The sequence below is a fragment of the Tenacibaculum retecalamus genome (genome assembly GCF_027941755.1).
GTDB lineage: Bacteria > Bacteroidota > Bacteroidia > Flavobacteriales > Flavobacteriaceae > Polaribacter > Polaribacter haliotis_B.
The window spans coordinates 2564000-2586183 of record NZ_CP115916.1; the positions used below are offsets into that span (position 1 = coordinate 2564000).

Sequence of the window (22184 nt, forward strand, 5' to 3'; positions counted from 1 at the left end):
ATTATATTATTAAGCTTCGTTTGTATTTCTTACTTTCACTTGGTATACTACATTTGGTTTTGTACCAATATAGTCTAACACGTGGAAAGCTCTATTATCTTCTTTTAATGCTGCTACTGCATCTTCAGAATTGTTAACATCTCCAAACACCATTGCTCCTGTAGAACAAGCTGATGAACATGCTGTTTCAAATTCGTCTTTATTTACAGCTCTACCTTCTTTTTTAGCTTTTAAGATAGTTGCTTGAGTCATTTGAATACACATAGAACATTTTTCCATAACTCCACGAGAACGAACTACTACATCTGGATTTAACACCATTTTACCGTATTCGTTGTTCATGTTGAAATCGAATTCGTTGTTTTCAGCATAGTTAAACCAGTTGAAACGACGTACTCTATATGGACAGTTGTTTGCACAATATCTTGTACCTACACATCTGTTATATGCCATTTGATTTTGACCTTGACGACCGTGAGAAGTTGCTGCAACCGGACAAACTGTTTCACATGGTGCGTGATTACAGTGCTGACACATCATTGGTTGGAAAGCTACTTCTGGGTTTTCAGCAGAATTTTCTAAAGCGTCAAATAAATCACCTTTACTTAATTCTAAAACTCTTTCTGTATACTTTCTTTCAACGTCTTTATTCGCTAAGTTAGGATTCTCTGCTTTGAATTCTTCAATAGTCATTGAAGCTTCATGTTGCTTATCTGCAACTGTAGAAGAATAATAACGATCAATACGCAACCAGTGCATATCTCTACCTACACGCACTTCATCTTTACCTACAACTGGCACATTGTTTTCTGCATGACATGCTACTACACATGCCCCACATCCTGTACAAGATGTTAAATCGATAGATAAATTAAAGTGGTGACCAACTTCACGATTATGATCGTCCCATAAGTCTATTTTACTAGCCTCTGTTTCTTGGTGATCATAAGAAACCATTGCTGGCTTATTCCAAGTATGTTTTGGGTCTAAGTTTTTATTATTAACTTGTTGTAATGTAGCTTCTTTTAAGATATCATGACGACCTGCAAGTGTACTTTGTACCTGAGTACAAGCAAACTTATGCCATCCTGAAGTTTTCTCGATAGCAACATTGTATTGTACATTGTTACCATTCTTTAAGAAAGGATACGCGTTAATACCAACTTGCATCTCTTCTTTTAAACCTTCAGTTCTACCGTAACCTAATGCTAAACCAACCGATCCTTTTGCTTGACCTGGCTGAATCATTACAGGAACATTCTTAATTGTTACTCCGTTTACTGTTACGCTTGCGTAGTTACCGTTAATTGCTCCGTTATCTTTCACTGGGTTTTCAAAACCTAATTCTCTAGCATCAGCCATAGAAACAGTTAGGTAGTTATCCCAAGCTGCACGAGTAATAGGATCTGGTAATTCTTGTAACCAAGGGTTGTTGGCTTGCTTACCATCACCTAATGCAGTTGATGAATATAAGTTTAATTCGAATCCTGAAGAATTATGAGCAGCTCTTACTAATTCAACTGCAGCTGTATTTATAACTACTGTAGTTTCAAAAGCCTCTTCTGCTGATAATGTTTCTGGTTTAAAGAAACCATCATGTAATGCTTGATTCCAAGATGCGCCACCTAAAACAGTAGTGCTCCAAAATTCTTTTAAAGTATCGTAATAGTTTACAGAACTACCAGACCATTTTAACAACACATCTTGTAACTGACGTGTATTAAATAATGGAGAAATAGTTGGCTGCATTAAACTATAAGTACCTTTAGTTGCCATAACATCTCCCCAACTTTCTAAGTTATGAGGTGTAGGCAGTGTATATTGTGTAGCCTTAGCTGTTACATCATCTTGAGTAGATAAAGCAACAGATAATTTTAATTTTTTAATTCCTTCTGCTAATTCATTTGCATTTGCTAAAGTATATAAAGGGTTGGTGTTATAAGTAACTAAACCTTTAACCTTACCACTTTTAATATCTGCAACTAATTCAGCTACTTGAGTATCGTTACCTTGACGCGTTAAATTAACGGCTTGAGTATCGAAAATCTCACTATTTAATTTCTCATTAATTGCAAAGGCAATTAACTGAGCGTTTTTATCATTTAAACCTGTAACTACAACTCCTTTTGAACCTGCTTTCTTTAAATCACTAGCTAGCTTTTTAATTTCAGCATCAAGCTTTGTTGCTTTAGACGGAAGAGATTCTCCTGTTACAGCATTATATAAATTAACCAAAGCGTATACTTGATCGGAAGGCTTTACCACCATTCTTTTATCAGCATTTGCTCCTGCTAAAGACATATTACTTTCTATTTGAACATGGTAAGACATTTTACCAGACTCAGCTCTACGCCCATCTGCATAAGATTTCTCATATCCACCTTGCCAATCACCAATAAAATCAGCACCAACAGAAACAATTACTTCTGCTTTACTAAAATCGTAATTAGGCATAGCACGTTTACCATACATAGCTTCAAAAGCATCAGCAGTTGCACTTTCTGAAATTGCATCATAAACAACGTGTTTAACGTTTGGATATGCAGCAGTAAAATCAGCAATTACTTTTTCAGTAGAAGGACTCGCTAAAGTACCTGTTAATAAAACTACTGGTTCGTTTGCTTCTTTTAATTCATTAAGTTTAGCTACAATCTCTTTATCGGCATCAGCCCAAGAAATTTCAGCACCTCCTTTTTTAGGTTCTTTTAAACGTAAGTCACCATCATATAATGATAAGACAGATGCTTGCGTACGTGCGTTTGTTTCCCCTCCTGCTTGCTTATTAGGCATTACAAGAATAGGACGACCTTCGCGTGTTTTTACTAATACGTTTGCAAAATCAAAACCATCTGCAATTGTAGTTGCATACCAATCAGCAACGCCTGCAACGATATCATTAGGTTGTACTACATAAGGGATTGATTTTCTTACGGGACCTTCACAGGCAGCTAAAGAAGCGGCAGCTGTTGTAAATCCAACGTATTTCAAGAAATCTCTACGTGAAGTAGATGATGTTTCTAATGTTTCTTTATCACCTAAAAACTCATCTGTAGGAATATCTTGTACAAACTCATTATTACGTAGCGTTTCAACAACAGAACTACCTTTAAGTTCTTCAACACTTTGCCAGTATTTTTTGTTTGAAGCCATTTATATACGTGTTTTTCTACTTTCTAATTGATTAATAGTGGCACTTACCACACTCTTTTCCTCCTAATTGAGCAATTGTAACTTGGTCAACGTTATACTTTGCTGCTAATTCTTTATGAATTTTCGCATAATACTCGTTTCCTTTTAAGTCAACCTTAGTTTCTTTATGACAATCGATACACCAACCCATTGTTAATGGAGAGTACTGATATACTTCTTCCATTTCTTCAACTGGCATGACATTTCTGACATTTTAAACCTGCAACTGTTACGTGTTGTGAGTGATTAAAATATGCAAAATCTGGTAAATTATGAACTCTAACCCATTTTACAGGTTTCGTTTCACCAGTATATTCTAAGTTTTCAGCATCCCATCCGGCTGCATCATAAATCTTAGCAATTTCTTTATCTAAGTCAGACTTCACTAAAGTATGATCATCCATCACTACTTTCGTATCATCAGCAACTTCTGAAATATTTTTATGACAATTCATACAAACACTTACTGAAGGAATACCTGAAGTTTTACTGTGTTTTGCAGAAGAGTGACAGTATTGACAGTCAATCTTATTATCACCTGCGTGAATTTTATGTGAAAAAGCGATTGGTTGAATTGGTTGATACCCTTCATCAACACCTACCTGAAACAATGTTCCAAATAAAATATAAGCTCCAATTAAGGCTCCGAATATTACCGTTAACACGTGTAAAAAAGTGTTTTTCTTAATACCTGCCCACAACTCAGCTGTTTGCCCTAATAACCCAGGAGTTTTTGGCGCTCCTTTTAACTCACTAATTGTTTTTAACAAACTAGCAATAATTAAGAAAGCTGTAATAATAGCTGCTGCTAATAAGTATAACAACCATCTTGGAGCATCACCTTTTTCAGCCGCTCCAACTGTAGCAACTGCTTCACCTGCTTTTTTAATTTCTCCCACAGTTGTATAATACAGAATATCATCGATATTTTTATCTGTTAACTGAGGAAAAGCGGTCATGTTAGACTGCTTATATTCATCAAAAATTTCGTTAGCATCCTTATCCCCAGAAGCTCTTAATGCTGCGTTGTCTTTAATCCAAGACTTTAACCAGTCGTTTTCTCTTCTTTCCTCTATACTACCTAACTTAGGTCCCACAAGTTTTTTATCTAACTTGTGACAAGAAGCACATAAAGACTTAAATAATTTCTTTCCTTCTTTCTGACGCGCCTCGTCAATTTCTTGTGAAAACGCTGAAAAGCTTACGAATAAAACTAATAAGAAAGCTAAACTCTTTACGAGTGTTTGGGTTAATCTGCTGTGATGTTTCACACTTTTCATACTATTAAATATAAGTTTTGTATCTGTTTTGGTACAGTTTTTTCTATAATGCTAATATAAAATCAGCACATAGAAAGCTGGACAAAAGTACTACTTCTCTCTAAATTGTGAAATGTTAAGAGATTGCTAATTCTTAATTTATAACTATTCTAAATAATCCCCGCGGACAATCTATTAAATTACAAGTCGTTACTTTTGTAAAAAAATTTAATAAAATGAAAAAAAGAAGCATTATAGTAAGTTTAATTTTAACTCTTGCTTTTGGTATTTTTAGCACTAGTGCTCAAGATAATTATACTGACAATAAAGATATTAATTCCTTAATAGCAAAGAAAAGAGAGTATAATAAACACAATGGAACTGGCTTTAGAATCCAATTATATAACGGTTTGGAAAGAAGAGCTAAAAGCTTACGCTATCGATTTCAAGTTGAATTTCCTGGTGTTTATACAAAACTTAAATACGACCAACCAGATTGGAAAGCACAAGTAGGTAATTATAAAACAAAATTACAAGCCGACAGAGCTTTGAATGATATAAAAGAAAAATTTAATGGTGCCATTGTTGTTCCGTTATAAACCAAAATTTAAGAACAAAAAAAGCGAAATCAATTGATTTCGCTTTTTTTGTTTTGAATATCACCTTTTAATAGGCTCTTTCATCACTTCCTTCATAAAAGTTTATAAACGCTTGGTTTACTACTCGATTACCTCCATCTGTAGGATAATCTCCTGTAAAATACCAATCTCCTAAATTATCAGGACATGCTTTATGTAAATCTTCTACATTCTGAAAAATCACTTCAATATCTGATGTAATATCAGCAGTTTTTAACATTTGAGCAATTTTAGCTGAAATTTCTTTATCAGTAAAAGGAGCATACATTTCCTTTACATAATTAACTACGTCTTTATCTTCATTCGACGCCTGCTTTTTACACTTTTCGTAAACTGAATCAATGATATGATATTGATCCGTTTCTTTCAATAATTCTAAAGCTGCTTTAAAAGCGATAAAGTCATTAATTTTAGCCATATCGATACCATAACAATCTGGATAACGAATTTGTGGCGCTGAAGAAACTACAACTATTTTCTTCGGATTTAAACGATCTAATATTTTAATAATACTTTTCTTTAAAGTAGTACCACGCACAATACTATCATCAATAATCACCAAATTATCAGTTGATTTTACAACTCCGTACGTTACATCATATACATGCGCTACTAAATCATTACGACTACTATCATCAGTAATAAAAGTTCGGAGTTTTGCGTCTTTAATGGCTATTTTCTCAAAACGTGGTCTTTTAGAAAGAATCTCAACAACTCTTTCTTTTGATAATTTTCCATCACCTGCTAAAATAGCAGCAGTTTTTTGCTGATTCAACACATCCTCAGCAGCTTCCATCATTCCGAAAAATGACGTTTCAGCAGTATTAGGAATGTAAGAAAAAACTGCATTTTCAATATCATTATCAATAGATTTTAACACTTCTGGAAAAACATATTTCCCTAAATTTTTACGCTCTTCATAAATTGAAGCATCACTTCCTCTAGAAAAGTAGATACGCTCAAAAGAACATGCTTTTTTAACACGTTGTTCTAAAACCGATTTCATTGAAACTTCACCATCTTTTTTGATGATTAAAGCATGTCCTCTATCTATTTCTTTAATCTCATCAATAGGTACATTAAATACTGTTTGAATTGCAGGGCGCTCTGATGCTACCACAACAACTTCATCATCTTGATAATAAAATGCTGGACGAATTGCAGACGGATCTCTTAAAACAAAAGCATCACCATGTCCTAACAGCCCTGCCATTGCATAACCACCATCCCAATTTTTTGCTGATCGCTGTAAAATTCGCTGGATATCTAAATGTTCTTCTATAAACGGTGAAGCATCTTTTTTACTAAAACCTGCTTCTTTTGCTTTAATGTATAAATCTGAAACTTCATCTTCTAAAAAATGACCGATTTTTTCCATTACAGTAACCGTATCTGTAAACTCTTTTGGATGCTGACCTAAGTCAACTAAATCATTTAACAATTGCTTAGAGTTGGTCATATTAAAATTACCTGCAACTATTAAACTTTGATGTTTCCAATTACTTTGACGCAAAAATGGATGTACGCTTTCTATAGAGTTTTTACCAAAAGTACCATAACGTACGTGCCCTAAAAAAAGGTTTCCTAAATAAGGCACATTTTCTTCTTGCCACTTAGTATCGTCTACTTTATCAGGATTTTCTTCTAAAACACCGCTAATTCTTTCATTTACTTTTCCGAAGATATCTTGAATTGGTTGCGACTGATTAGATCGTATTCTACTAATATATCTTGTTCCTGGTGCTACATTAAATTTAATACTCGCCAAACCTGCACCGTCTTGACCACGATTGTGCTGTTTTTCCATTAACAAGTACATTTTATTTACACCATAAAATGCGGTTCCGTATTTGTCTTTATAATATTGTAATGGCTTTAATAATCTAACCATTGCAATACCACATTCATGTTTAATAGCGTCACTCATTTGATAAAATATTTAATTGTATTGTGTTGTTGTTATATAAAAAAATCCGCAGCAAAAAGCGCGGATTTTTATTTATGATAATTCTATATCAAATTGTGTTAACTCTTTAAAAGACTGCAAGCGCGTTTGCACTTCGTCTTTCGTTAGTTCTTCCATTCGCTGTGTTCCGAATTTCTCAACACAAAAAGAAGCTAAATTAGAACCATAGATAATTGCGTTTTTCATATTTTTAAACGAAACATCTTCTGTTTTTGCTAAATACCCGCAAAAACCTCCTGCAAAAGTATCTCCTGCTCCTGTTGGGTCAAAAACTTCTGCCAATGGCAATGCTGGTGCAAAGAACATCTTTCCTTCATTAAATAATAAAGCTCCGTGTTCTCCTTTTTTAATCACTACATATTTTGGTCCCATTTCATGGATTTTTTTCGCTGCATTCACCAACGAATATTCTCCACTTAACTGACGCGCTTCTTCATCATTAATTGTAATAACATCTACTCGTTTTAAAACGGTATGTAAATCTGCTAAAGCAATATCCATCCAAAAATTCATAGTATCTAATACTACTAATTTAGGGCGTTCGTTCATTTGATCTAAAACAGATGCTTGTGTTAACGGGTGTAAATTACCTAACATAACAATACCTGCATCCTTAAACTCTTCGGGTACTACTGGTGTAAAATGCTCTAACACATTTAACTCAGTAACTAAAGTATCACGAGAATTCATATCATTGTGATATTTCCCGCTCCAAAAGAACGTTTTACCTTCTTTTACAACTTCAATACCATCGGTATTAATTCCTTTGTTGTTCATCATATCTAAATATGACTTCGAAAAATCTCCTCCAACAACAGAAACTACGCCTGTTTTTACACCAAATTGAGAAGCTGCCAAACCAACAAAAGTTCCAGAACCTCCTAATATTTTATCTGTTTTACCAAAAGGTGTTTCAATAGCATCAAAAGCTACGGTACCAACTGCTAATAATTTACTCATTTCTTATTTTTTTACTGTAATTTTGCACTTTTAAATAAAGTGTCTTTTGAAGATGCAAAAATAGTTTTAAAAAATGACTATCAAAGAAATACAAGAAGAAATTATTGACGAGTTTTCTATGTTTGATGACTGGATGGAACGTTATGAATATATAATTGACTTAGGTAAATCGTTACCTTTAATAAATGACACTTATAAATTAGATGAGAATTTAATAAAAGGATGTCAATCGAAAGTGTGGTTATATTCTGAATTAAAAAATGATACTATTGAATTTACCGCAGATAGTGATGCTATTTTAACTAAAGGAATTGTAGCATTATTATTAAGAGTATATTCTAACCAAACTCCGCAAGAAATTATTGAAGCTAAAACCGATTTTATTGATCAAATAGGATTAAAAGAACATTTAAGTCCAACAAGAGCAAATGGGTTAGTTTCTATGGTAAAGCAAATAAAAATGTATGCGATTGCACAACAATCGAAATTAACGAATTAAAAGAACAACGAAATGACCGATAAAGAATTAGACGAATTAGGAGATAAAATAGTAGGTGTTTTAAAAACAATTTACGATCCAGAAATTCCTGTTGATATTTACGAGTTAGGCTTAATTTATGATGTATTTGTTTCTGAAGAATATAATGCTAAAATTTTAATGACCTTAACATCACCTAACTGCCCAGTTGCAGAAAGTTTACCTGTTGATATTGAAGAAAAAGTAAAATCACTGAAAGAAATTAATGCTTGTGAAGTAGAAATTACTTTCGATCCTACTTGGACGCAAGAAATGATGAGTGAAGAAGCAAAACTAGAACTAGGAATGCTATAAAATGGCTAAAGAAATTATAAATAGAATTGCAAACAGCAAATTAATAACCATAGATCTTGAAGATTACTACCCTCAAGGGAAAAGGGTAGTTTTTGATATTAAAAATTGGCTGTATGAAGAATTGATTCTTCGTGAAAAAGATTTTAGAGAGCTAGTGAAAAACCATGATTGGTCGCAATACAAAGACAATTATGTTTCACTCACCTGTTCTTCGGATGCTATTATTCCGTCTTGGGCATATTTGTTATTAACAGCGCAATTATCTGCATTTGCAAAAAAGACTGTAGTTGGAGGTTTAGAATTACTGGAAACCGTAATTTATCAAGAGGTAATTAATACGTTAGAAGTATCTCAGTTTAAAGATAAACCAATTATAATTAAAGGCTGTACGAATAAACCGATACCTGCATCTGCTTACACCTTATTAATTAGCAAAATTCAACCAATAGCAAAAACAATAATGTTTGGTGAAGCCTGCTCTACCGTTCCGCTTTATAAAAAAATGTAATAACCCCTATTAAATTATTTTCACAATGAAAAAGCTACTACTAATACTACTTGTATGTTGTTCTTTCAATATTTTTTCTCAAGAGATAAAAAAAGATAGTATTCCTAAAAGACTAACTGTCACAGGTAAATATACTTTTTTATTTAACCAATCTTCTTTTGCAAATTGGGCAGCAGGAGGTAACAATACCATTGCTGGGAATATGGGGCTTGAATACGGTTTTAACTACAAGAAAAATAAGTGGAACTGGGATAATAAATTAACTACAAGTTACGGATTAAGTCATATTGATGAAAAAGGATTAAGAAAAACAGATGACAATTTCGAATACAACTCTTTATTAGGTTTAAAAACTTCTAATTTTTGGTTTATTTCATTTTTCACAAATTTCAAAACACAATACAGTAAGGGTTACGAATATAAAGATGACATAAAAACACCTAAATCTGATTTTTTCTCTCCTGCTTATTGGAGTTTCGGCTCTGGTATGCTTTGGAAAAAATCTGACAACGCACGAATAAACATCGCTCCTGCCACTGCTCGCTACACTTTTGTTTCTTCTGAATTTTCTGGGAAATTCGGTGTAAAAGATGGTAAACAAACTAATTTTGGATTAGGGTTTAATTTATCTGCTTATTTTAAGCAAGAAATCATGAAAGACATTACCATGGAAAATATTGTAGCTATATATTCCGATTATTTAAAAAACCCTTTTAATATTGACATTAACCATCAATTAAATCTAGTTGTTAAAATTAACAAATACATATCTACAAATCTTGGGTTACATACAATTATAGATGACGATGCATCAAGTAAAATACAATTTAAAGAAGTATTTGGACTTGGAGTAAATTATATTTTTCATCAGAAGTGACTTTTTATAAATAATATTGTCTAAACCTAAAGGAGTGCGACTTCACTCTTTTTAAAAATAAAAACATACATTACAATGAAAAAATTATTAGCTATAACTATTTTATTCGGTGTTTTAACAATTAATGCACAAGAAAACAAAAAAGAAGAATTAAAGGAAGGCTGGAAAAGAGGCGGAAATATTTCTTTCTTATTCAATCAATCTGCATTTAACAACTGGTTAGCTGGTGGTGCAAATAACATATCTGGTACTTTAGGCATCAATTACGATTTTAACTACACCAAAGGAGATTGGACTTGGGATAACAAACTACTTGCTTCTTACGGATTAACAAAAATCAAAAAAGAAGATATTCAAAAAACGGATGACCGTTTAGAATTTAATTCTTTGGTTGGTAAAAAAGCTTCTGGATACTGGTATTACTCAGCTTTTTTAAACTTTAAAACACAAATGTCTTCAACTGATGTTGCTGGCGTACAAACATCTCATTTTTTCTCACCTGCTTATTTCCAATTTGGACCAGGTATGTTATGGAAAAAATCTGATGATTTAAAAGTAAACTTCGCTCCAGCAACTTCTAAATTAATTGTAGTTCACTCTCATTTAACTGATTTCGGATCTGCTTTTGGTGTTAAACAAGGAGAAAGCTCTCGTTACGAATTAGGTGCAGCAGTAAATGCGTATTATAAATTAGACATCATGAAAAACATTTCTGTTGAAAACATCTTAAATTTATACAGTAACTATTTAGAAGATTTTCAAAATGTTGATATTGATTACACTGTTAATGTAGTAATGAAAGTTAATAAATATATCTCTGCAAACCTTTCTATGCAAGCTATATACGACGACAATGCTTATGAAGGATTTCAAACAAAAGAAGTATTTGGTTTAGGAGTAAACTACGGTTTCTAATAAATTATTTTCACATAAAAAGAAAACCTCAAGGAATCATATCCTTGAGGTTTTCTTTTTTACCTATTTTAGCTCTAAATTTTAAAAAGAATGACTTTATTAATAATTTACGCAACAGTATCTATCTTTTTTTCATTCATCTGCTCAATACTAGAAGCTGTATTGCTAAGTGTAACACCTACATTTGTTAATGTAAAAAAGAAAGAAGGGAAAGTTTTTGCAACACAACTAGAAACATTAAAAAAGGATGTAGATAAGCCACTAATTGCTATCTTAACCTTAAACACACTTGCTCATACAGTAGGAGCTATTTTAGTTGGTACCGAAGCTAAGAAAATTTTTAATGATGATGGTTATGGTGTTTTTATCGTTTCTGCAACAATGACTATTTTAATTCTTGTTGCTTCAGAAATCATCCCTAAAACTGTGGGAGCTACTTACTGGAAACAACTTGCTGGTTTTACTACAAAAGCTTTAAACATAATGATTTTTCCTTTAAAATGGACAGGTGTTTTATGGGTACTACAACTAACAACAAAACTAATTGGAGGAAAAGGTGGGCATGGCGAAAGTGTGTTAAGCCGAGAAGATTTTTCTGTTATGACAGATATTGCTGAAAAAGAAGGTGTTTTTCAAGAAAATGAAAGCAATGTTATTAGAAACATGCTTAACTTTAAAGAAGTTCAAGCAAAGGATATCATGACACCGCGTACTGTTATTACGATTGCTGATGAAAACCAAACCATTCAATCTTTTTTTGATATTAATAAAAAACTACACTTTTCTAGAATCCCTGTATTTTCTGATAAAACAGATAATATAACAGGTTATTTTTTAAAAGACGAACTCTTACTAGCTATCATTGATGAAAAAGGCGACAATCCTTTAAAATCAATTAAAAGAGATATAATTATAGCGAATAGAGATTTATCTATCCCTGATTTGTTTGACAAGTTGATCAAACAACGTGAACATTTAGCGTTAGTGGTTGATGAATACGGATCGGTAAGTGGCTTAGTTACTCAAGAAGATGTTATTGAAACATTGTTAGGTTTCGAAATAATGGATGAAAGCGATAATGTTGCCGATTTACAGAGTTTAGCAAGAAAAAACTGGAAAAAAAACTAGGTGACCTAAACGATTTAGATAAAAAATAAGTTTTAAAATTAAGGTATAAAAAAAGGAGTGAATATAATTCACTCCTTTTTTTATGATTGATGAACTATAACTAATCGTTAATCGTCCAAGATACATAATACATAGAACCTATTAATCCAGATCCTGGTGCAACAGCATATTCTTTTTTGGTTAAATTAGTTCCACCAACTTTAATTCTTGATTTTAAAGAAGGAATTCTATAATTAATTTGTGCATCTAATACTGTTCTACTATCAACATTTCCACTTAAGAAACCAGACTGCCATAAGAATTCATTTTGCCACCTAGCATTTACATTAAATCCAAAATTATTAAATAAATTTTCATTTCCAAACATCACCTTTACTTGATGCTCTGGTGTATTAAACCCTGGTTCGAATTCTACATCTTCTTCTTGGTCGAAAACTAGCTTACTTAAAGTATAATTGGCTCCAAAGTTAAATGTTCTAAATAATTTTGTATTTAATCCAATACCAATACCATATGATTGAACATCTGCTGTTGTATTAGAGTTTAAGGCAAATTCTGTCGCATCGACTGGACTACCAAGAGGACCTGTAAGAATAGTGTTTCCATAATTAGGAACAATTACATTCTTAGTCGCCACAAAATTTTCATATTGATTATAATAACCATTTACGTCTAACTCTAAAATATTAGTATCTGTTATATTTACTATACTTCTATAACCTAATTCGTAAGATGATACTCTTTCTGGCTTAATAGCCGTAGGTGTTACATTTACATAAGCCCCATTATCTAATACAAATGCTTTTTCAAATACTTGCGCTCCTGTAATAGTATTTGTTGTACCATCATTGTTTAATACTTGCGCAGAAAAACGTTCGATATTGTCTAAAGATGTACCTAAAAGAAATTTATTAGGACCAGATCTCAATCCGAAATACTGCTCTATTGTACTAGGTGTTCTAAATCCTGTTTGGTATGAAATTCTTAGTATTTTATTTTCTTTAATTGAGTAGTTTAATGCTACCCTTGGAGAAAAATCCCCTTCAAAATTAGATGATTTATCATAACGAACAGAAGCTGTGAACTTTAAACGTTCATCTAAAAACTTCTTTTGTATCTGTGAATAAACACCATACATATCAAATTCAATAGGGCTATTCTCATCAGTAAATAAAGTACCTTGAGAGTTAATATTAAATTTACGGTATGAACCACCAATTTGTATTTCACCCCATTTAATTAAATCTCTAAAATTATAATTTGCGTCTGCATGGTAAAAACTTGTTTCATCTTTAACACCTGCTCCACCCTGTGATATAGGTGTTGTAACAGCTTCATCTAATGCTTGATTAAAAGCTGCGGTTCCTGGCTGTAACCTATTTCTATCTGCAAAAGCTCTTGCTGATGCATCATTACCAGGAGTTACTCCTGGAACACCTCCTGCAAAAGCAGTTCCATATTCACCGAACCAAGTTCTATTATCATTATATTTAGAGTTTAAAGCAAGACCTAAAAATCGAACATCATGTGTTCTGTCTCCTCCATCATTACCATTAAAATATCCACGGACAAAAAAGTTTTTACCCAATACTTCTAATTTGTGTTGCTCTACATAATAATCTTCTTGCGAAAATCTGTTTGCAGCCTGATACAAGTTATTTCCTTTTGAAAAACGAGAGTTATAAACTATTTCTAGCTTATCATTACCCATTGGTCTAAAATGTAATGATCCGTCAAATTTTAATCCGTAACCATCGTAATCGTATAAATCAGTTTCAGCATATCCTGTCCTACTTACTTTTCCAATACCAGGAAAAGTAAAAGTAGCCTCATCTCCATAAAAATTTACACCGTCATAATCGGGAGTATTATTTCTATTTCCTGCAATAATCTCACCTCCAACACCTGTTGTATTAGAATCATCATTTGCATGCCATTCTTCAGCTTTATAAACTGTTAAATTAACTTTTGCTGCGAAATAATCACTAAATTTATGAGCCATTCTAATACCTACATCATAAAACTGATCAGATCCTGATTGCTCTTGTTCAATAAAACCTGTTTTAAAATACGTACTAATTCCATCATATTTAAAAGGGTTTTTACTTCTCATTAATAAGATACCATTAAATGCATTTGCACCATATAAGGCAGAAGAAGCTCCTGGTAATATCTCAACATCTTTTACATCTAACTCAGATAAACCAACTATGTTACCTGCCGAGAAGTTAAGTGCTGGTATTGATGTTTCAACACCATCTACTAACTGTACAAATCTTGTATTATCAAAACTAGAAAAACCACGTGAGTTTACAGATTTAAATCCATAACTTGCTTCTCTAGAGGTTATCCCTTTTAAGTTAGTTACACCATCATAAAAAGAAATTGAAGTTCCTTTTTTAATATCATTAATACCTAATCTTTCAATAGTTACTGGCGATTCAATAACTCGTTCTGGAGATCTAGATGCTGAAATTACAACTTCATCCAAGCTTGTATTTTCTTTTAAAATAATATTTATTTCTTGATCTTCAGATGTAATCTCAAGAAGTTCTGTCTTATAACCAAAAGCAGATACTTGAATAGAGAATGGTAGTTTTGACTTTAATTTCAATGTAAAGTTACCGTCTATATCCGAAGTCGTTTTACCTTGCAACGAATTTATCAATGCATTCGGAAAAGGTTCAAGGTACTCGTCGTAAACTTTCCCTGACATTGTAACTTGTGATACTAAAACAGTACTAAAAGTCACAAAAAAAACTAACAGTAGTTTTTTAAGCATATTATATAATTTAAGTTGATTTTTGTTTATAAAATTATTCTTCTAAAGCAAAAGCAATAGGAAAACCATACTTTACTGAAATACGTCCACCATCTTTTTTTGCAGGAATAAACTGAGGAAGTTTAGAAACTACCCTGATTGCTTCTTGATTTAATATTTTACCGTTTTTAGGCTCTAAAGTTTTAATGTTTTTAACTTCTCCATTTTTATCAATAATAAAACGGATCCAAACCTCTCCTTGGATAGATTCTTTAATTGCATCACTTGGATACCTAAAGTATTTTGAGATATGATTTACCATTTGTTGATTAAAACAATCAACTCGCTCGCCTTTCTTGGCTTTTTTACACGAATTAAATAATGGTATTTTATCCACTGTACTAAACTTTGCCGCTTTTTTTAATTCTTCTGCAGACATCTTGTTTTTAATATCTTCGATATTATTTTTTAAAGATTCTACCGGCTTAACAACTGCTATTTGTTCTGTTGTTTTCTCAACTTTAGCAGTACTTAAAGTTCCAAGACCTGCTGCTTTTTGTTTTTTAATAGGTTCTCTTTTTTTAAGGTATCTTCTACTTGCCGAAACCTTTACTGTAATTTGTCTCGTCTTTTTATTTTTCTTGTCTTTTTCTTTAATAGTACATTTAGTAACACTTATACTATTCAAATCTAACTCAGCTTCATCTGGAGACTCACAAACTTCTTGCGAAATCATATCCAAAGAAAAAGAACACATCAATATCAATAATAATATTTTTTTCATAAACAGGGGTATTATTCTATAAAACAGACACTTAAATAAAATTAATTATTAGTTTTAAGAGCCTACAAATATATTTATTTTTTTTCAATAAAATTGTTAAATATAAAAAAAACAGGGAAAACCCTTTTAAATTAAACTTTTGGATCGCTTTATTCTAAAGTAAAACTCATTGGAAAAGAGTATGAAACTTTTGTTTTAACACCCTTTTCTTCACCCGGTATAAATCTAGGCAGCAACATAACAATTCTCTTTGCTTCATTTTTTAAAAGCTGATTATTATTAGCACCATTTATTTTCACATCACCAACTTTACCGCTTATACCTATAACAAAACTCACTTTTAAATCTCCTTCAACTCCTCTTTCTAAAGCTTTCGCTGGGTAAACAAAATGTTTTACTATGTGTTTTTGCATTTCATAGTTAAAACAATCCGTCTTATCTAAGGCATTACCTTCGCAAGAAGCAAATAAAGGTATTGTCTCTACTGTATCAAAAGACACTCCTCTATCTTCTTCTAATAAAACACTAACTTTTAATTCATTATTCGTTTCTAAATTTGAAATAGCATTTGTTTTTAAACTACTACCTAACGCAACCATTTTATTTAAGTAAATACGTTTTTTTAAATATCTTTTACTCGATACAATAATAGTTTTAACATTATCATTTTCGCCTTTTTCTACAGCGCACTTATTAATCATATTAACGTCAATAAGTTTTTCAGTTTTTGAGGCACAAACTTCTTGAGAATACACTTGCAGTACACTAAAAAAAGTAGCCAATATTATTAGTAGATTTTTCATTACAATTTCTTTTTAATTTTAAATAAGTCATTAAATAGCTAAAACTATTTATTGCTCTTTAAAAATCATGAATATGTAATTAACTCTATTTAGATGGATGCTACTTATCTTTAACAATCCGGGGCGAGTAGTGTTATTATTTTTCATTTCTAGGGGGAATAAAATGTTTAAATTACTGTCTTACTATCACTTAACTTTTAAGTTAAGCGTTATTAAAAATACTAAAAAAGTACTTAAATACAAAATATTTAAATGCTTTTTTAATTTTACAATGCTGTTTTTATGGTATTTACTCGTAATTTTGATACAAGAAATTGTTATAAGGAAATCGTTGAATGTGTATTTTTTTCACTTCCTCATACACTTTTTCTTTAAAATTCTCTAAATTATCTTTATTAAGTGCTGATATAAAAAGACTCTCTTTACCCAAATCATTCATCCAAGTTTTTTTCCAATCTTCCAATGTATAGTGAATTTTTGATTTCTCGGTAATTAAATCATCTTCTGCAATTGTTTCATGTGTATAAGCATCTATTTTATTAAACACCATTACAACAGGTTTATTTGCGCTTCCTATTTCATCTAAAATTTTATTTACTGATGCTATATGATCTTCAAAATTAGGATGACAAATATCAACAACATGTAATAATAAATCAGATTCACGAACTTCATCTAAAGTTGATTTAAAAGACTCTACCAATTGGGTTGGCAATTTTCTAATAAAACCTACTGTATCCGTCATTAAAAAAGGAATGTTTTTTATGACCACTTTTCTTACTGTAGTGTCAAGTGTTGCGAATAATTTATTTTCAGCAAACACATCACTTTTACTAATTACGTTCATTAATGTTGATTTACCAACATTCGTGTATCCTACTAATGATACACGCACCATTTTTCCTCTATTTTTTCTTTGCACAGCCATCTGCTTATCAATAGTGGCTAGTTTTTTCTTTAATAAAGTAATTTTTTCTCTAATAATACGACGATCCGTTTCAATTTCTGTTTCTCCAGGCCACGCATACCAATTCCACCTTTTTGTTTATCAAGGTGTGTCCATAATCTTGTTAATCGCGGTAGTAAATATTGACATTGTGCTAATTCTACTTGTGCTTTTGCCGAACTAGTTTGTGCTCTACCTGCAAAAATATCAAGAATTAAATTTGTTCTATCTAACACTTTACACTCTAATTCGTTCTCTATATTTCTTAACTGTGCAGGCGATAGTTCATCATCAAAAATTGCAGTACCGATACCATGAGATTCAATATATGCTTTAACTTCTTCTAACTTCCCAGTTCCTAAAAAAGTTTTAGGATTCGGTTTTTCCATCTTTTGCACAAAGCGCTTTACAGCAACACCTCCGGCAGTTAAAGTTAAAAACTCTAACTCATCTAAATATTCTTCAGATTGTTTTTCATTTTGATGTTGGGTTATAATACCAATTAAAACCGCTTTTTCTGATATTGCTTCACGTGTTTCTACCATAGGTTGCAAAAGTACAATTTTATCAACACAAGAAATCTAAATTATCTCTCTTACTTTTCTTTTTAACTGCGGAAGTATGTCCTTTTCGAACCAAGGATTATTTGTAAACCAAAATCGGTTTCTTGGAGATGGATGTGGTAATGTAAAATATCTAGGCAAGTATTCTTCGAAATGACTTACTGTTGCTGTTAATGTTCTTTTAGCTGCTTTTTTTAAATAGAAGTTTTGTGCGTACATTCCTATTAAAATTACCAGTTTTACATTTGGCATTTCATCTAATACTGATTCGTGCCATTTAGGAGCACATTCTTTTCTTGGTGGTAGATCTCCCGATTTCCCTTTTCCGGGATAACAAAATCCCATAGGGATAATTGCAAAATTTTTAACATCATAAAATTCATCATCTGTAACTCCTAACCACTTTCTTAGTTGCTTGCCACTAGCATCATCCCAAGGAACACCAGAGTTATGTACTTTCATTCCCGGTGCCTGTCCAATAATTATAATTTTTGATGTTTTATCAGCAAATACAACAGGCCGTGGATTTATAAAATCTCCACATAATTTACAATTCCTTATCTCTAATATTAAATTATCCATTCTATAAAGTTAAGAATAAAACACAAAAAAACACTCGCTTTTCTTAAAGCGAGTGTTTTGTCTCAAAACTTGTATTTAATTAATGATTTATAGCGTAACCAGCTGCTTTACCAAACTCAGCTAATTGTTCTAAAATGTTTCTGAAAAAGTTTTGAATCCCCTTAAATAATTGTGTTTTCATAATTATAAATATTATTATTTCCCCTACACAAATATACAAAACATAAGAGACTGTAATACAGTAAAATAACTGTTCTGTATAATTGGTAACTAAACATGTATAATTGGTTATTTCTTTTTGTTTTTTAACCTAAAACAATAATAGATCTGCTAAAAAAGCATTAACGGCTGAAAATCAACACCTTACAGTTGAACTATTAAAATCATAATACAAGTGATAATTCTTAAACAAAAAGACACTTATTTCCTATGAAACAAGTGTCTTTTTATATGGTGAAATTTTATTTTATAAAATTTTTATAAAATCATCAAAGGCTATATAATATGGTTGATCTTTAAAAACGGGTAACTCAATACTTTCAGAATTTGCAATTCCAATACCAGCAAACCAAATTTTTGCATTTTGTTTTTTGGCATGTTCTTTAAAAGTTTCCATCCATAAAACATCGTATTCTTCTGGTGACTGAATGTTATTTGTAGTTTTTACTAAAACAAAAATGGTAGGTTCCCCTTTTTTAAACAAAACAAACTGCGGATGTTTTTTAAGCTCGCTATTAATAGCAACAAACTCATAACCCATATTTTGTAGTTTTTTACCTACAATATTCATTCCTAAATTATGCAATTCTTGCTTAGTAAGTGCCTGCATTATTTTCTCTTTCGTCGTAGGTTAAAGTTTTTATCTCCTTTTGTTTTAGGCTTCTTATATTTTTTGGCAATCTCTCTACGATAAGATCCTCCTTGGTTTGTTTTACTGTTTTTTTCGCTTTTTTCATGAAAAGCAGGATCAGGAACATACTCTAAAGAAGTTCTGTTCTTATTGCGTTCTCCTTCTTCTTTAGGGCGCTCTTCTTCTGTTAATTGTTTGGTTATTTCAACCTGCTCAGGAATTTCAGCTTTCGGAATTACATAATTCATTAATTCCTCTATTCTAACTTTTGCTTCCTGTTCCTTTTCGGTTGTAAAAAGAATTGTTTTCCCTTCATGTTCTGCACGACCGGTACGACCAATTCTGTGCATATAATTCTCAGGAAAATGTGGTGTATTGAAGTTTATTACGTGTGTAACCTCTTCTAAATCTAATCCACGAGCAATAACATCAGTAGCTATTAAAATTCGCTTTTCTCCTTTATTAAATTGCTCGATAGAACGCATACGATAGTTTTGCGTTTTATTTGAGTGAATTACACAAGTCTCTGAAGGAAACTCTTCTTTTATACATTCAAATAATCGGTCTGCATTTCTTTTATTTGGTGCAAAAACTAATACTTTACTATATTCATCTTTATTATATAGTAATTCTTTTAGTAAATTAACCTTTGTATAAAAGTTTGGTACATCGTAACTAATTTGCTGAATATTATCTAGCGGAGTTCCACTTACTGCAATAAAAATCTTTTTAGGAGCTGTAAAGAAATCATCAATCAATGCTTCAACATCTTCTGTCATGGTTGCAGAAAACATGATGTTTTGACGACGTTCTGGTAATAAATCAAAAATATTTAAGAGTTGAAATCTAAATCCTAAATCTAACATTACATCAACTTCATCAATTACTAATTTCTGAATTGACCTAAGTTTTAACATATTACTAACCGCTAAATCATACAAACGCCCTGGAGTAGCTACAATAATATCTGCACCTTGCGCAACGGCTTCTTTATGTCTGCTTAAAGGAATACCTCCAAACACACCAACGGTATGTAAGCTCATGAATTCTGAAAGCTTTTCAATTTCATTAACCACCTGCACTACTAATTCTCGAGTTGGTACCAAAACTAAAACTCTAGGGTGTACTTGCTTCGAAAATTTTAAATCACGAAGTATTGGTAACATATAGGCAAAGGTTTTACCAGTACCTGTCTGTGCAATACCTACAACATCTTTACCCGATCGAATAATCGGAAAAGCTTCTTCTTGAATTGGTGTTGGGTTTACGAAACCTAATTCTTCAATTGAATTTCGTAATGGATTTGATAAATCTAAATCTTGAAAAGTAATCATTTACAGTAATTTGCCGCAAAGGTACGCTTTCTATACTCAAATACCATAAGTATATTACTTAGACAGAATGTAAAAGTTTTTAAGAATACTTGTTTGTATAAATATGCATTTACAATCATAGCATTTATACTTTTTACCAAAGAAAAATATTTTTTGAATTACAGATCTATGCCTTCTTCCTATAATTTTTGACTTACATCTCGGACAGTTCATATTATTATTTTTAAGTAATTTTAGTAAAAATAAATAACTTTTATACCCCAAAAATTACTGAGTAGATAAAATAAACACCTAAGCGATACCTTTTTAAGTATAAAAAACCGATACAGTAATGTATCGGTTTACAAGTCATTACAACCTCCTTAGTTTAATAATGATCTTTAAAATTGATATCTAATCAACATTTCGATAGATCCATTATTGTTTATCTCACTAATATCAGATGTCGTAAAATCGTAAGCAGCACCAAACCGTATATTTTTTGTGATATTGAATAGTGAGAAAATTGAATACGCTTCATCTATTCTGTAATTTATACCTGCTTTAATATTTTTATAATCAACCGTTGCATTAACATCTGTAGAAGACGGAGCACCCTCTGTACTTCTATACATAAAACCAGGTGTTAGCTTTACATTATCAGAAACGTTAAAATGATACCCTGCTCCGTAATACATATGCAAATTATCTACAGCTGCTCTTGGTGTATTTCCTTGTTTTTCATATCGTTTTCCTTTTAAAAAATTAGGTGTAGAGATTGTTACATAATAATTTGTGTGTTTTAAATATAAACCCGCACCTAAATGCGCATTAAAAAAACTTTGATTATTAGCAAATAAGGGATCATTTCCTGGAGCGCCTGCATCATTTAAATCTACATTAACAAATCCCCCTCCGAATTTTGTTCCAAAAAACAAATTGTGTGTTTCAGACATTTTTAATTTGTAAGATATATCTATAGCAACATCTGTTTCACTTAAAACAAACACTTTATCGTTTGTTATAGAAATACCAAGTCCTAAATTATTTTTTAAAGGGGTAGAATAAGATAATGTTTGTGTACTTGGTGCATTATCTATTCCTATCCATTGGCTTCTGTGAGATAAATTTATCTCTCCCGTATCATTAGATCCTGCATAAGCAGGGTTAACGATATTCATGTTAAAATTATATAATGTAAAATTAGGATCTTGTTGTGCAACTAGTAAATTAATAGTAAAAAGAGCCGCAAGTAAGCTAATTCTTGAAATTGATTTCATTTTATTTTTTTTAAAATTTATTGGAATGAT

At 31.6% G+C, this 22184-nt stretch carries 20 protein-coding genes and 1 pseudogene; 7 read left to right on the plus strand and 14 right to left on the minus strand.

Features of this window, described 5'->3' with window-relative positions; genetic code table 11:
- Window positions 1-9: 9 nt before the first annotated feature.
- Genes PG912_RS12125 through PG912_RS12130 form a run of 3 tightly spaced genes read right to left on the minus strand, consistent with a single transcriptional unit; the run spans window position 10 to window position 4460 of the window.
- Complete coding sequence (locus tag PG912_RS12125) at window positions 10-3150, minus strand: TAT-variant-translocated molybdopterin oxidoreductase (protein ID WP_275687737.1); 3141 nt, start codon at window positions 3148-3150, stop codon at window positions 10-12.
- Window positions 3151-3181: 31 nt separating this feature from the next.
- Window positions 3182-3388: a hypothetical protein gene (locus tag PG912_RS13850; protein ID WP_408648396.1), complete on the minus strand. Its 207-nt coding sequence runs from the start codon at window positions 3386-3388 to the stop codon at window positions 3182-3184.
- Window positions 3378-4460: a c-type cytochrome gene (locus PG912_RS12130; RefSeq protein WP_408648397.1), complete on the minus strand. Its 1083-nt coding sequence runs from the start codon at window positions 4458-4460 to the stop codon at window positions 3378-3380. Before PG912_RS12130 ends, PG912_RS13850 begins: the two co-directional genes overlap by 11 nt.
- Window positions 4461-4684: 224 nt before the next feature.
- Between PG912_RS12130 and PG912_RS12135 the strand changes: the two genes are divergently transcribed.
- Entirely contained in the window at window positions 4685-5047 is a 363-nt protein-coding gene (locus tag PG912_RS12135; protein ID WP_260587068.1) for an SPOR domain-containing protein, read from the plus strand.
- A gap of 67 nt (window positions 5048-5114) precedes the next feature.
- Here the strand turns inward: PG912_RS12135 and PG912_RS12140 are convergent, their stop codons facing one another.
- Together PG912_RS12140 and PG912_RS12145 are read right to left on the minus strand one after the other, a co-directional pair.
- On the minus strand, window positions 5115-7013 hold the full coding sequence (locus tag PG912_RS12140; protein ID WP_275687738.1) for an amidophosphoribosyltransferase: 1899 nt from the start codon (window positions 7011-7013) through the stop codon (window positions 5115-5117).
- Between the two features lie 72 nt (window positions 7014-7085).
- Complete coding sequence (locus PG912_RS12145; RefSeq protein ID WP_275687739.1) at window positions 7086-8012, minus strand: PfkB family carbohydrate kinase; 927 nt, start codon at window positions 8010-8012, stop codon at window positions 7086-7088.
- 73 nt (window positions 8013-8085) lie between these two features.
- On the opposite strand from PG912_RS12145, the gene PG912_RS12150 reads away from it, so the two are divergent.
- The 6 genes from PG912_RS12150 (at window position 8086) to PG912_RS12175 (ending at window position 12272) form a co-directional block, all read left to right on the plus strand.
- Complete coding sequence (locus PG912_RS12150) at window positions 8086-8511, plus strand: SufE family protein (protein ID WP_260587071.1); 426 nt, start codon at window positions 8086-8088, stop codon at window positions 8509-8511.
- A 12-nt stretch (window positions 8512-8523) separates the two neighbouring features.
- Window positions 8524-8844: an iron-sulfur cluster assembly protein gene (locus PG912_RS12155; RefSeq protein WP_260587072.1), complete on the plus strand. Its 321-nt coding sequence runs from the start codon at window positions 8524-8526 to the stop codon at window positions 8842-8844.
- A gap of 1 nt (window position 8845) precedes the next feature.
- Entirely contained in the window at window positions 8846-9352 is a 507-nt protein-coding gene (locus tag PG912_RS12160) for a DUF2480 family protein (protein WP_275687740.1), read from the plus strand.
- A gap of 25 nt (window positions 9353-9377) precedes the next feature.
- On the plus strand, window positions 9378-10229 hold the full coding sequence (locus tag PG912_RS12165; protein ID WP_275687741.1) for a DUF3078 domain-containing protein: 852 nt from the start codon (window positions 9378-9380) through the stop codon (window positions 10227-10229).
- Window positions 10230-10304: 75 nt separating this feature from the next.
- Complete coding sequence (locus PG912_RS12170; protein ID WP_275687742.1) at window positions 10305-11144, plus strand: DUF3078 domain-containing protein; 840 nt, start codon at window positions 10305-10307, stop codon at window positions 11142-11144.
- A 90-nt stretch (window positions 11145-11234) separates the two neighbouring features.
- Window positions 11235-12272, plus strand: coding sequence for a CNNM domain-containing protein (locus PG912_RS12175; protein ID WP_275687743.1), 1038 nt, complete (start codon window positions 11235-11237; stop codon window positions 12270-12272).
- Window positions 12273-12372: 100 nt separating this feature from the next.
- Here the strand turns inward: PG912_RS12175 and PG912_RS12180 are convergent, their stop codons facing one another.
- The 9 genes and pseudogenes from PG912_RS12180 to PG912_RS12215 form a co-directional block, all read right to left on the minus strand.
- On the minus strand, window positions 12373-14988 hold the full coding sequence (locus PG912_RS12180; RefSeq protein WP_275687744.1) for a TonB-dependent receptor: 2616 nt from the start codon (window positions 14986-14988) through the stop codon (window positions 12373-12375).
- Between the two features lie 100 nt (window positions 14989-15088).
- Window positions 15089-15817 (minus strand): energy transducer TonB, encoded by a 729-nt coding sequence (locus tag PG912_RS12185; protein ID WP_275687745.1) that lies wholly within the window; start codon window positions 15815-15817, stop codon window positions 15089-15091.
- A 149-nt stretch (window positions 15818-15966) separates the two neighbouring features.
- Window positions 15967-16599: an energy transducer TonB gene (locus PG912_RS12190; protein ID WP_275687746.1), complete on the minus strand. Its 633-nt coding sequence runs from the start codon at window positions 16597-16599 to the stop codon at window positions 15967-15969.
- Between the two features lie 310 nt (window positions 16600-16909).
- Window positions 16910-17605 carry an HflX GTPase family protein gene (locus PG912_RS13855; RefSeq protein ID WP_408648419.1) on the minus strand — a complete coding sequence of 232 codons (696 nt, stop codon included), beginning with the start codon at window positions 17603-17605 and terminating at the stop codon, window positions 16910-16912.
- Window positions 17585-18111: pseudogene (locus PG912_RS13860) on the minus strand (HflX GTPase family protein); the annotation flags it as partial. The gene PG912_RS13855 and the pseudogene PG912_RS13860, both read right to left, overlap by 21 nt.
- A 36-nt stretch (window positions 18112-18147) precedes the next feature.
- Window positions 18148-18711: a uracil-DNA glycosylase family protein gene (locus PG912_RS12200; protein WP_275687747.1), complete on the minus strand. Its 564-nt coding sequence runs from the start codon at window positions 18709-18711 to the stop codon at window positions 18148-18150.
- A gap of 466 nt (window positions 18712-19177) precedes the next feature.
- Window positions 19178-19540, minus strand: a complete 363-nt coding sequence (locus tag PG912_RS12205) for a Na(+)-translocating NADH-quinone reductase subunit F (protein WP_275687748.1) — start codon at window positions 19538-19540, stop codon at window positions 19178-19180.
- Window positions 19540-20892 carry a DEAD/DEAH box helicase gene (locus tag PG912_RS12210; RefSeq protein ID WP_275689055.1) on the minus strand — a complete coding sequence of 451 codons (1353 nt, stop codon included), beginning with the start codon at window positions 20890-20892 and terminating at the stop codon, window positions 19540-19542. Before PG912_RS12210 ends, PG912_RS12205 begins: the two co-directional genes overlap by 1 nt.
- Window positions 20893-21275: 383 nt before the next feature.
- The gene (locus tag PG912_RS12215) at window positions 21276-22154 is read right to left on the minus strand and encodes a PorP/SprF family type IX secretion system membrane protein (RefSeq protein ID WP_275687749.1); all 879 of its coding nucleotides are present in this window, start codon (window positions 22152-22154) and stop codon (window positions 21276-21278) included.
- Between the last annotated feature and the right edge of the window lie 30 nt (window positions 22155-22184).

Coding starts and splice junctions, on each gene's coding strand:
- PG912_RS12205 (WP_275687748.1), bottom strand. CDS start 19,540: ATGCAGGCACTTACTAAGCAAGAATTGCATAATTTAGGAATGAATATT.
- PG912_RS12125 (WP_275687737.1), bottom strand. CDS start 3,150: ATGGCTTCAAACAAAAAATACTGGCAAAGTGTTGAAGAACTTAAAGGT.
- PG912_RS12145 (WP_275687739.1), bottom strand. CDS start 8,012: ATGAGTAAATTATTAGCAGTTGGTACCGTAGCTTTTGATGCTATTGAA.
- PG912_RS12140 (WP_275687738.1), bottom strand. CDS start 7,013: ATGAGTGACGCTATTAAACATGAATGTGGTATTGCAATGGTTAGATTA.
- PG912_RS12170 (WP_275687742.1), top strand. CDS start 10,305: ATGAAAAAATTATTAGCTATAACTATTTTATTCGGTGTTTTAACAATT.
- PG912_RS12160 (WP_275687740.1), top strand. CDS start 8,846: ATGGCTAAAGAAATTATAAATAGAATTGCAAACAGCAAATTAATAACC.
- PG912_RS12175 (WP_275687743.1), top strand. CDS start 11,235: ATGACTTTATTAATAATTTACGCAACAGTATCTATCTTTTTTTCATTC.
- PG912_RS12150 (WP_260587071.1), top strand. CDS start 8,086: ATGACTATCAAAGAAATACAAGAAGAAATTATTGACGAGTTTTCTATG.
- PG912_RS12165 (WP_275687741.1), top strand. CDS start 9,378: ATGAAAAAGCTACTACTAATACTACTTGTATGTTGTTCTTTCAATATT.
- PG912_RS12215 (WP_275687749.1), bottom strand. CDS start 22,154: ATGAAATCAATTTCAAGAATTAGCTTACTTGCGGCTCTTTTTACTATT.
- PG912_RS12180 (WP_275687744.1), bottom strand. CDS start 14,988: ATGTCAGGGAAAGTTTACGACGAGTACCTTGAACCTTTTCCGAATGCA.
- PG912_RS12200 (WP_275687747.1), bottom strand. CDS start 18,711: ATGGATAATTTAATATTAGAGATAAGGAATTGTAAATTATGTGGAGAT.
- PG912_RS12185 (WP_275687745.1), bottom strand. CDS start 15,817: ATGAAAAAAATATTATTATTGATATTGATGTGTTCTTTTTCTTTGGAT.
- PG912_RS12155 (WP_260587072.1), top strand. CDS start 8,524: ATGACCGATAAAGAATTAGACGAATTAGGAGATAAAATAGTAGGTGTT.
- PG912_RS13850 (WP_408648396.1), bottom strand. CDS start 3,388: ATGCCAGTTGAAGAAATGGAAGAAGTATATCAGTACTCTCCATTAACA.
- PG912_RS12135 (WP_260587068.1), top strand. CDS start 4,685: ATGAAAAAAAGAAGCATTATAGTAAGTTTAATTTTAACTCTTGCTTTT.